The following is a 9,153-nucleotide window of genomic DNA, read 5'->3' on the forward strand; positions in this document are numbered from 1 at the left end:
GCGCTGATGAGCGCCGTGCGATCAGATCAGTAGCAAACGCGAACCGGGCGGATGACCCAGCCGTAACCGTCCCAGTAACGCTGGCGCTGCCAGTAGCAGGGCGGGGGCGGCGGTTCGGCCACGTAGACGGGGCCGCCATAGGCCGGACGGCTCGAGGCGATCGCACCGCCGACGATGGCGCCGCCGATCAGGCCGGCAGCGATGCCCGCGCCGACGCCGTCACCGGCTTTGGCGGGCGGAGTGGCGGTCACCAGCGAACCGGCGACCGTCGCAACCGTGAGGGCGGCAACTAAAGTCTTCTTCATGCTCTTGGCTCTCCTGGGAGATGGGTTCCCCTTGTTAGAGGCGCCCGGGGTTCAAAGGTTCACGCACACTCTGATGGAATTGGCCTTGCAGCTAGGAAGCGCGCAAATGGTCAATCCACGGTAAACGCACGCAGAGCTGTGACGAGAAAAAGCGGTCTTTTTCGGGCCCCGAGATGAACGGCGCGTCCGTAGTGAACCGGTTGGCGCCTCAGCCACAGACCCTGACGCGGCGGACGCGCCAGGCGTAGCCGTCCCAGAAGCGCTGCCTCTGCCAGGCGCAGCCGCCGTAATAGTCGTCGGCGACATAACCCGGACTCGGCGCGTAGTAGCGGGGCGGGTAGTAACCGGGGTCATAACCCGGACCATAGGCGTAGCCGGGCCCCGGTCCGTAATAATACGGAGAGGCGAGCGCGCCACCGACAATGGCGCCGCCGATGATCCCGGCTGCCACGCCGGCAGCGACGCCACGCTGCGCATGGGCCGGCGTCCCGGCCGTCAGGGCCACAGCGGCGAGGGCAGCGACTGCCAGGAGGGACTTCTTCATTGGCTTTGACCTTTCGCACAAACACGCGGGAACTGTTTGGGGGACAAAGTTCCATACTTCGTTTGAATGATCAATGAACGGCACCTTGGCCGGGTGCGACGAATTGGTATGGACCGCAGCTCCGCCAGGGAGGCGATGATGGGCAACGCGCTGATCAATGCATTGATTGCTGCCGGGGTCGTCTTTGCGATCGGCTACGGCTGGATCACCCACCTCCAGAACCGCGGCCGGCGCCGCTCCCGCGCAGGGGCCGGCAGCGATGGCGGCAGTGGGGGCGGAGACAGCTATTCGGGGACGAGCGACGGCTTCTCGCTGGGGAGCTGGTTTTCGGGCGGCAGCTCGGGGAACTCGACCGATGGCGGCAGCTGTTCCAGCAGCGATAGCGGCGGGGGCGGGGATTGTGGAGGCGGCGGCGACGGTGGGGGAGGCGGTGGCGGCGACTAGGTCCGCCGCAATCTTGATCCAGCGCAACACCCTATTTTAGAGCCGTTCTAGGCTGTTTGCGGGCCAGTTTGGAATAGCTTCAAATACCGGTTTTTCCTTTTGCATCCGGCCGGCCCCTTAAATATCGATGATGGCGCATCACCGAAGGGCCTGCCGCTTCCATGATCGTTTGTTCCTGTAACGTGCTGAGCGATGACGACATCCGCGCTGCTGTCGCCGAGTCCGACGACGCCGTGCGCCATGCCAAGCAGGTCTATGGCTGCCTCGGCTGTAGCGCCGAGTGCGGCCGCTGCGCGCGGACGATCAAGACCATCATCGACGAAGCGCTTGGCCCCTGCGCCAAGTCCTGCTGCTCCGGCTGCCCGCACAGCCACACCGTGGCCGCCAATGACGAAACGGCCGAGCTCACCCAGTTCGCTCTCGCGGCCTGCTGAAATCTTCCGCAACCTCGGCTGAGCTTTTCCCCGGCTGCGGCTCCGTAGCCGGTTGCTCCCGTGCGTAAACTCATTTAGAAGCGTTCTAAATTCGGTTTAGGACCGATTTGGACTGCGAGAGCTGGAGTGAACCATGCAGGGCGACGCAAAAGTCATCGACTACCTCAACAAGGCACTGCGTCACGAACTGACTGCGATCAACCAGTACTGGCTGCACTACCGCTTCCTCGACAATTGGGGCCTGCTGGACATGGCCAAGGTCTGGCGCAAGGAATCCATCGAGGAGATGGAGCACGCCGACAAGCTCACCGCGCGCATCCTGTTCTTCGACGGCTTCCCGAACATGCAGGTGCTCGATCCCCTGCGCATCGGCCAGAACGTCAAGGAGATCATCGAGTGCGACCTCGCCGCCGAGATGAGCGCGCGGGCGCTCTATCAGGAAGCGGCGACCTACTGCCACGGCGTCAAGGACTACGTCACGCGCGACCTGTTCGAGAAGCTGATGAGCGACGAGGAGCACCACATCGACTTCCTCGAAACCCAGCTCGACCTGATCGGCCGCATCGGTCTCGAGCTCTACACCCAGAAGCACGTCGGCGGACTCGAGGGCGAGGGGCACTAGGCTTCGGCGTCAACCACTGGTCCCGTGTCGTCCCGGCGAAAGCCGGGACCCATAACCACAGGAAGTGGTCGTAGCGCGCGACCGGCAACTCCGAGTCTTCGTCAAACCACTTCCTGTGGTTATGGGTCCCGGATCTGCGCTTCGCTTGTCCGGGACGACGGCTGGTTGCGCCAGCTACAGCTGCTGCTTATAGCGCTCTTCCACGATCGCCTGACTTTCCGGTTCGCCCAGGCCCGTCTGGTCGTGAATGACTTCGACGATGCTCGGCATCACCGAGCGCTGCACCTTCTCCGGCGACCACAGCTTCGAGCGCATCAGCGCCTTGCCGCAGTGGAAATAGACTTCGCTGACCGCAACGTTCAGCACCGCGCGCGGTGGCTTGCCGAATTCCACCATCGAGGCGAGCAGATCCGGATCGGCCGACAGCGTGCCGCGCCCGCCGACGCGCAACGTCTCGTCGATGCCGGGGACGAAGAACAGCAGATGCACGAAGCCCGAGCCTTCGACGACGTTGCGAAAACTGTCGATCCGGTTGTTGCCGGAGCGGTCGGGCATCAGCAACTGGTTGGGGCCGGCGACGTGGACGAAGCCGATGCCGCCACCGCGTGGCGAGGCGTCGACGCTGCCGTCGCTGCCCGAGGTCGCGAGCACGCAGAACGGCGACATCTCGATGAATTTCTTGGCATGCGCATCGATCGCAGGACGTGCCTTCGCGATCACGCGTGGGCTCGGCCTGGCATAGATAGTGGCGAGGTCTTCGGCGCAAAGATCGGTCAACGGTGTGCCTCCGTATGAGCTCGGCGGCAAACTACCCGATGGGGCCGCGCCCGGCCAACGAAATTCATCACGATCCGCTAGACTGCATCGGCCGGCACGAAGCAGCTGATGATGATGGTGCCGCGATGGTGGACGTACCACACCACGGCCTGGCCGACCGGATTGCCGCGGTCGCGGATGATGGCGCGCTCGGGCACGGCCATCCACTGTCCTTCGATCGGTACCCAATAGGCGCCGTTGCGCACGTCGTAGTCGGTGCGATGGCCGTCGGAGATGTCGCAGCAGGGCACGCCGTTCGGCGCGATCACGCTCTTGAACCAGGCGCGGATGTCGGGCGGGACGTGGTCATATTGCCCGTTGTCGAACGCAAACGCCGCGCTCGTCAGCGCCGTCATCGCAGCCAGCCAAACGCACAGTGCGAGCCTGCGCATGCGATCCTCCTCATCGCGTGTCGTGCCAGTGGCGCGCGATTGCCCCGCGCGTCGATTCGTATCGTTGACGCGATTAAGCCCGAGCTGCCAGCGCATTGCATGCTCAAATAATATGCGGCGCGAGAGGCGCCGCATATGATGCATTGCGATATGAGGATTTGCAGTCGCCGGTTTTACATCGTCCGCTGCGGCGCGGTTTGCAGCAATTGCCTGACCTGTTCGCTGTAGAATTTTGCATTGCCGGTGGTGCCGTGACCGCGCGTCTCGGTGCTGGCGGGGATCAGATACAGGCGGCCGCTCTTGATCCTCTTCATCGCAGCGTCGGTGAGGCCGGTCTCCGGCGGGTTGCGCTCGTCGTCGGCGGAGTTGATCAGCAGCAACGAGGCTTCGATCTGCTCCAGCTTCTCCCCGGCATTGTAGTCGTGCGAGGACTCCCACTGATAGACGAAGTCGTTGGCATCGACCGTGATCGGCGTCGCGAGCCGCTCGTCGACGATCTTGTCGGCCTTGGCCGCTGTCGGCGCCTGCGATTGATAGGCCAGCGTTCCGCCGATGCTCGCGATGCCGTAGGCGGTGACGGCGTATTTCATCATGCGCGGCTGGCTGGTGTAGTTGCCGCCATTGTAGTCGGGATCGTCGCGGATGGTGTCGAGCATGATCCGCCGCAGCATCCAGTTGCGCGACGCCATCTCGGTCGGTTGCGAGGCCATCGGGATCAGTGCGTCCATCGCCTTCGGATATTTCTCGCCCCACAGCCAGGTGTGCATGCCGCCCATCGAATTGCCGATGACGAGCCGCAAATGCTTGACGCCGAGTCCTTCCGTCACCAGGCGGTACTGCGCCTCGACCATGTCGTCGTAGTCGTATTTCGGAAAGCCCGTCTTCATGCCGTCGGACGGCTTTGACGATTTGCCGTGGCCGATGCCGTCGGGAATGATGATGTAGTATTTGGCGGCGTCGAGCGGCTGGCCCGCGCCGAACAGCTCGCCGGCAAAGCTTGGCGTCAGCATGCTTGCGCCCGAGCCGCCCGTGCCATGCAGCACCAGCACCGGTTGCCCGCTCGGCTCTCCGACGGTGGTGTAATGCAGCCGCAGCTCCGGCATGACCTCGCCAGTGTGGAACTTGAAATCCCTGGCGATCCAGTCGCCTTGTTTTGGCGCAGGATAGTCGGCGGCCATGGCCGACGCTGAGATGGACAGCAGGATGGCCGACAGCGCCGCGCAAGAAGCCTTCATATTTCTCTCTCCATGCGGCTCATATCCGGCGGCCGCGTTGCGCGGGATCTTAGCAAAACTCTCCGGAACAATGTAGGATTTTGGTTCCGCCGATCGTCCTCGAGGAAACCATCGGGAGAGACTGCATGTGCCGCAACATCAAGACGCTGTTCAACTTCGAGCCGCCGGCGACGGAGGACGAGATCCATGCCTCGGCATTGCAGTTCGTGCGCAAGCTGTCCGGCTTCAACAAGCCGTCGCAGGCCAACGAGGAGGCGTTCGAGCGGGCAGTGTCCGAGGTCTCGGAGGCAGCGCGAAGGCTCCTCACCTCGCTGCACACCCATGCGCCGGCGCGCGACCGCGAGATCGAGGCGGAAAAGGCCAAGGAGCGCTCGCGGTTGCGCTTTGGCTAGCGGATCCGCAGACCCGTTCCGTGATCTGGCTCACGGTATGGAGCGCTGCGACTTGCAATGATGTCTGCCGGGGTTTTGCCAACCCGGAGCACGATCATGAGCCGCCCCCTTCTTCCCCTCAAAGCAGGTGCCATCATCTTCACGCTGCTGTGGACCGCGTGGATGATGTGGTGGAGCGGCTCGTTCTCGAGCGCGAACGCCGCCATCCTGGCGATGTGCGGCGCGGCAGTCGGCTATCTCTGGTATCGCGCCATGCGCTGGCAGTTCGAGCGCATGGGCATGCTGCCACACAAGGATGATTCCTCAAGGGCTTCTTGATCCGGGGCAAGAGCGCGTGGCTAATCCCTGTGGCCGTGCTTCTTCTTTTTCTTCTTTTTCTTGTGATCGTCGCCTTCGCCGTCGTCGCTCTCGTCATCGGCGATCGGCTCGTCGGTTTCCTGCACGGCGGCCTCCAGCGCCTCGCGCTCGGCGGCTTCGCGCTCGCGCTGGCGGCGGCGCTCGTCCCAGGCGTCGAAGAGCTGTTCGAGCCAGGGCAACACCTGTTCGATCGACGGCAGTTGGCCAGATGGGCCGGCCTCGCCGCGCGGGCCTTGCGGCCCTGCCGACCCTTGCGGTCCGACAGGTCCCTGCGCTCCGGCCGCGCCACGCGGACCGGCCTCGCCCTGCTTGCCTTGCGGCCCGGCCTTGCCCAGTGGCCCAGCCTTTCCGATCGGCCCCGGCTTGCCTTGCGGTCCTGGCTTGCCCCGCGCGCCGTCCGGGCCGCGCCGGCCCGGATGACCCTGCGGTCCCGGCCGTCCCGGCTCGCCCTGCCGCCCGCGCGGACCCTGAGGTCCCTGCCGTTTCTGTTCGTCTGCCACGCCACTGCTCCCTTGACCGGAAGCAAGCTACTTAGCGTCGTTTGACGACAGCAGCAATTCCGTCCGCGCATCGCACCACGCTTGATCAACATCAACCGGCGGCGCGCGACGGCGTGTCATTGGAGGGCGCGCGGCCACAACCTCACGAGGAGCGACCGATGCGCGAAGCGTGGAAAATGTTTTGCTTGTCTGCAGTCACTCTTGGCATTGCGCTCGGCCTTGCCCACGAGTTCGTGCCCGATATCGTGCCGGTCGCTTTCGCCGAAGAGCCGCAGGGGTCATGGGCCGTCATGACGGCCTTCGTTCTCCGCGCGATCGAGCTGATCGCGGCCGCAGTCGCGATCATCGCGCTCGCGTTTCTCGCCGGCGCGTACCTGCAGCAGGAGCTGCGCCGCCGCGTTCGCAGCACATCGTCGCGCCGGGCGTCGCAGGCCGACTGATCGACCTCGTGCGGCCACGCGCTAGTCCTGATAGGCCGGCACGTCGATGCCGGAGGCGGCATAGAGCCTGATCTTGTTGCGCAGCGTGCGCACCGACAGGCCGAGCACGCGCGCCGCGCGTGTGCGGTTGCCGTCGCAGCGGGCGAGCGTCTGGAGCACGAGCTCGCGCTCGACCTCGTCGACGGTCGCACCGATCAGCAGCGGAACGATCTGGTTTGGAGCAAGGAATTCTGCGCCCTGCGGCGCGGCGACATGAACAGTGGTCATCAATACACCTCCCGACCAACGCCCGCTTCCATCATTGGAAGCGGATCGAGAACAAACGACCCCCAAGCCGTAAATCCACGGTGGTCGGGTTTGGTTAATGAAAGGTTAATCGCCGACGATCGCACCAATTGACCTTGGGATTGCCGCGAATCCGCCGCGATTGGCGCGGGATGCGCACGGATGCGGGCTTATCTCGCGACGCACTCCGTGTCATCGTCCGCCTTGTGCGCAATTGCGCACTGGAGCGGACGATCCAGTACGCCGCGGCACCTCGCGGGACCTCTGGCGTCTCTGGAATACGGGATGCTCCGCGGCAGGGCATGACACCTTGTGTGTCGATAGATCGTCGTGTCCCCCCTCACACCGTCCGGTACCCGCCGTCCACCATCACGATCGTTCCCGTGACGTAGGCCGACAGGTCCGAGGCGAGGAAGATCGCGGGGCCTACGATGTCCTCGGGCTTGCCGGTGCGCGCCAGCGGGGTGCGATCGACGAAGGTCTGCACCAGCGCCGGATTGGTCGCACGCACATTGGCGTTGATGTTGGTCTCGATGAAGCCGGGCCCGATCGCGTTGACGCGCACGCCTTCCTTGCCGAGCTCGGCCGCAAGCGCCTTGGTGAAGCCGAGCACGCCGTGTTTCGAGGTGGTGTAGGCCACCGAGCTCGGCGTGCGCAGATGCACGAAGGACTGGATCGAGCCGATATTGACGATGCGGCCCTTGGCTGCGCGCAACGGAGCGAGGAAGGCTTGCGTCATGTTGAAGACGCCGTTGAGGTTGAGCGAGATGATGTCGTTCCAGTCCTTCGCCACCGTCTCCGTCTCCGCGGTGAAGGCGTTGCGGCGGGTGATGCCGGCATTGTTGACGAGGATCGAGACCTGCCCGACCTTGTCGGCGACTTGCTTGGCCAGCGCAAAGCAGTCCTCGCGCCTGGTCACGTCGAGCGCGAAGCTCTCGGCCATGCCGCCGGCCTTGCGGATCTCCTGCGCCGCTTCCGCGACCGTGTCGGCGTTGACGTCGAGCAGCACCACTTGCGCGCCTTCGCGCGCGTAGCCGGCCGCGATCGCCCGGCCGATGCCGGAACCGGCGCCCGTGACAACGGCGATGTGGTTTGCAAGCAATGCCATGACATTTTCCTCCCGGATTCGTTTCTAAGTTTCATGAAAGGCTAACTCGAAATTAAGGGGTCGGAAACGGCGGCCTTGGCATACTGATCTTCATTGCTAAACGTTGCGCGCATGATGGAACGGCTTGAATCCTGGAAATTGGCGCTCGAGCGCCTGCGGTCGGCGGAGCCGGCCGATTGGGCCGAGGCGGGCCGGCTGGTGGCCGAGATCGCGCGGATGAGCCCCGATGTCACCCTGCGACAGGCCGCCGAGCAGGCGCTTCCGGTGCTGCGCCAGGCCGTGGACAATGACGATCACGGCGTCACGCTGGCGGCTCAGCGCCGCATCGGCGTGGTCCTCGATGTCGTGCATAGTCTGACCGCGCCGCGCTTCGGCCGCCGCAACGCCATGCCGAAGAAACTCTCGAGCGAGGACCGCGCCCGCAAGGTGCTCGGCCTGCCGCTTGCGGTGCAGCTCACCTGCGAGGACATCAACCAAGCCTATCGCCGCGCCGCCAAGGGCATGCATCCCGACCGCGGCGGCAGCGCGGAAGCCTTCATCGACCTCGCCGCCGCACGCGACCTCCTGATCCATCCCGGCGCGCACAAGGACGCGTGACAGCGCTCAGCTCTTGTTCACGCAGCTCGGATAGGGCGCGGCTTCTCCTGATACGATCGGGCACAGCTCGATCGGGCTGAGCTCGCGCAGGCGGGCTTGCCAGCGTTCGTCATTGACCGGCGGCTCGTCGCTCTCGGGGCCGCGCTCGGCCCATTGGATGGTGTAGTAGTCCGTCGTGCCCTTCAGCGTGACCAGCAGCGCGGTCTCGCTGTGCCGGGTCGGGCCGCTGTCGACGCGGCCGCAGCCGATCACCGCGACGAAACCCTCGAAGCGGCCGAAATTCGTGGCGCCGAGCGGCCGTGCCGCAAAGCTGTCCGGGCAGGCCGATTTGAAGCCGCCGGCGATGGAGCCTGCGAACGTCTCGGGCGAGGTGCCTGGCGTCAGCGTCATGCCCTTCTCGCCGGTGACGGTGATCATCTGCGTCCAGCGTTCCGGCGTCTCGCCCTTCGGCACGGCGTCGCGGATGTAGTGGCCGCCCTTGGTGTTCTCGAACACCGCGACGAAGTTCGACGGCATCGCGAAGCTGACGAGCTGGCCGAAGATCGGCGAGATCGCGCGGAAGGATTGCGGCGCCTGCGCGCGGCCAGCGGAGACGAGTGCGAGCGATACGGTGAAGATGGCTGCCGTCGTGGTGAGCGTGCGCATCGATTGATCCCGCGGGGACTGAGCAGAAACGCTGGAT

Annotated in this window: 16 protein-coding genes; 7 read left to right on the top strand and 9 right to left on the bottom strand. The window is 64.9% G+C overall.

The window, feature by feature from the left end; all coding sequences use genetic code 11:
* Positions 1-26: 26 nt before the first annotated feature.
* Positions 27-305: a hypothetical protein gene (locus XI08_RS41235; protein ID WP_027548307.1), complete on the bottom strand. Its 279-nt coding sequence runs from the start codon at positions 303-305 to the stop codon at positions 27-29.
* Positions 306-513: 208 nt separating this feature from the next.
* Entirely contained in the window at positions 514-849 is a 336-nt protein-coding gene (locus XI08_RS41240; protein ID WP_271578831.1) for a hypothetical protein, read from the bottom strand.
* Positions 850-984: 135 nt separating this feature from the next.
* On the opposite strand from XI08_RS41240, the gene XI08_RS41245 reads away from it, so the two are divergent.
* From XI08_RS41245 to bfr, 3 genes are all read left to right on the top strand, one after another.
* Positions 985-1,293 (top strand): hypothetical protein, encoded by a 309-nt coding sequence (locus tag XI08_RS41245; RefSeq protein ID WP_442869916.1) that lies wholly within the window; start codon positions 985-987, stop codon positions 1,291-1,293.
* Positions 1,294-1,454: 161 nt separating this feature from the next.
* Entirely contained in the window at positions 1,455-1,727 is a 273-nt protein-coding gene (locus XI08_RS41250) for a (2Fe-2S)-binding protein (RefSeq protein WP_014492873.1), read from the top strand.
* Positions 1,728-1,860: 133 nt separating this feature from the next.
* Complete coding sequence (gene bfr / locus XI08_RS41255) at positions 1,861-2,349, top strand: bacterioferritin (RefSeq protein WP_011089420.1); 489 nt, start codon at positions 1,861-1,863, stop codon at positions 2,347-2,349.
* A gap of 174 nt (positions 2,350-2,523) precedes the next feature.
* Here bfr and XI08_RS41260 read toward each other — a convergent pair whose 3' ends face one another.
* From XI08_RS41260 to XI08_RS41270, 3 genes are all read right to left on the bottom strand, one after another.
* Positions 2,524-3,126, bottom strand: a complete 603-nt coding sequence (locus XI08_RS41260) for a pyridoxamine 5'-phosphate oxidase family protein (protein ID WP_271578833.1) — start codon at positions 3,124-3,126, stop codon at positions 2,524-2,526.
* Positions 3,127-3,203: 77 nt separating this feature from the next.
* On the bottom strand, positions 3,204-3,557 hold the full coding sequence (locus XI08_RS41265) for a hypothetical protein (protein WP_027547906.1): 354 nt from the start codon (positions 3,555-3,557) through the stop codon (positions 3,204-3,206).
* A gap of 173 nt (positions 3,558-3,730) precedes the next feature.
* On the bottom strand, positions 3,731-4,792 hold the full coding sequence (locus XI08_RS41270) for an alpha/beta fold hydrolase (RefSeq protein WP_271578834.1): 1,062 nt from the start codon (positions 4,790-4,792) through the stop codon (positions 3,731-3,733).
* A 125-nt stretch (positions 4,793-4,917) separates the two neighbouring features.
* Here XI08_RS41270 and XI08_RS41275 point away from each other — a divergent pair, with 125 nt between their 5' ends.
* Both XI08_RS41275 and XI08_RS41280 read left to right on the top strand, forming a co-directional pair.
* Positions 4,918-5,184 carry a DUF2277 domain-containing protein gene (locus tag XI08_RS41275; RefSeq protein ID WP_027547908.1) on the top strand — a complete coding sequence of 89 codons (267 nt, stop codon included), beginning with the start codon at positions 4,918-4,920 and terminating at the stop codon, positions 5,182-5,184.
* Positions 5,185-5,280: 96 nt separating this feature from the next.
* Complete coding sequence (locus XI08_RS41280; RefSeq protein WP_027547909.1) at positions 5,281-5,502, top strand: hypothetical protein; 222 nt, start codon at positions 5,281-5,283, stop codon at positions 5,500-5,502.
* 20 nt (positions 5,503-5,522) lie between these two features.
* Here the strand turns inward: XI08_RS41280 and XI08_RS41285 are convergent, their stop codons facing one another.
* Entirely contained in the window at positions 5,523-6,041 is a 519-nt protein-coding gene (locus XI08_RS41285) for a collagen-like protein (protein ID WP_271578835.1), read from the bottom strand.
* A gap of 158 nt (positions 6,042-6,199) precedes the next feature.
* Here XI08_RS41285 and XI08_RS41290 point away from each other — a divergent pair, with 158 nt between their 5' ends.
* Positions 6,200-6,481, top strand: a complete 282-nt coding sequence (locus XI08_RS41290; RefSeq protein WP_271578836.1) for a hypothetical protein — start codon at positions 6,200-6,202, stop codon at positions 6,479-6,481.
* A gap of 21 nt (positions 6,482-6,502) precedes the next feature.
* Here XI08_RS41290 and XI08_RS41295 read toward each other — a convergent pair whose 3' ends face one another.
* Positions 6,503-6,748, bottom strand: coding sequence for a helix-turn-helix domain-containing protein (locus tag XI08_RS41295; protein ID WP_027547911.1), 246 nt, complete (start codon positions 6,746-6,748; stop codon positions 6,503-6,505).
* 358 nt (positions 6,749-7,106) lie between these two features.
* Positions 7,107-7,874, bottom strand: a complete 768-nt coding sequence (locus XI08_RS41300) for an SDR family NAD(P)-dependent oxidoreductase (protein ID WP_271578837.1) — start codon at positions 7,872-7,874, stop codon at positions 7,107-7,109.
* A gap of 111 nt (positions 7,875-7,985) precedes the next feature.
* On the opposite strand from XI08_RS41300, the gene XI08_RS41305 reads away from it, so the two are divergent.
* Positions 7,986-8,471, top strand: a complete 486-nt coding sequence (locus tag XI08_RS41305; RefSeq protein ID WP_271578838.1) for a J domain-containing protein — start codon at positions 7,986-7,988, stop codon at positions 8,469-8,471.
* Positions 8,472-8,477: 6 nt separating this feature from the next.
* On the opposite strand, the gene XI08_RS41310 is transcribed toward XI08_RS41305, so the two are convergent.
* A complete protein-coding gene (locus XI08_RS41310; protein WP_271578839.1) occupies positions 8,478-9,116 on the bottom strand; it encodes a hypothetical protein in 639 nt (212 codons plus the stop codon).
* Positions 9,117-9,153: the final 37 nt, after the last annotated feature.

This window comes from Bradyrhizobium sp. CCBAU 11361 (genome assembly GCF_028128935.1).
Classification (GTDB): domain Bacteria; phylum Pseudomonadota; class Alphaproteobacteria; order Rhizobiales; family Xanthobacteraceae; genus Bradyrhizobium; species Bradyrhizobium niftali.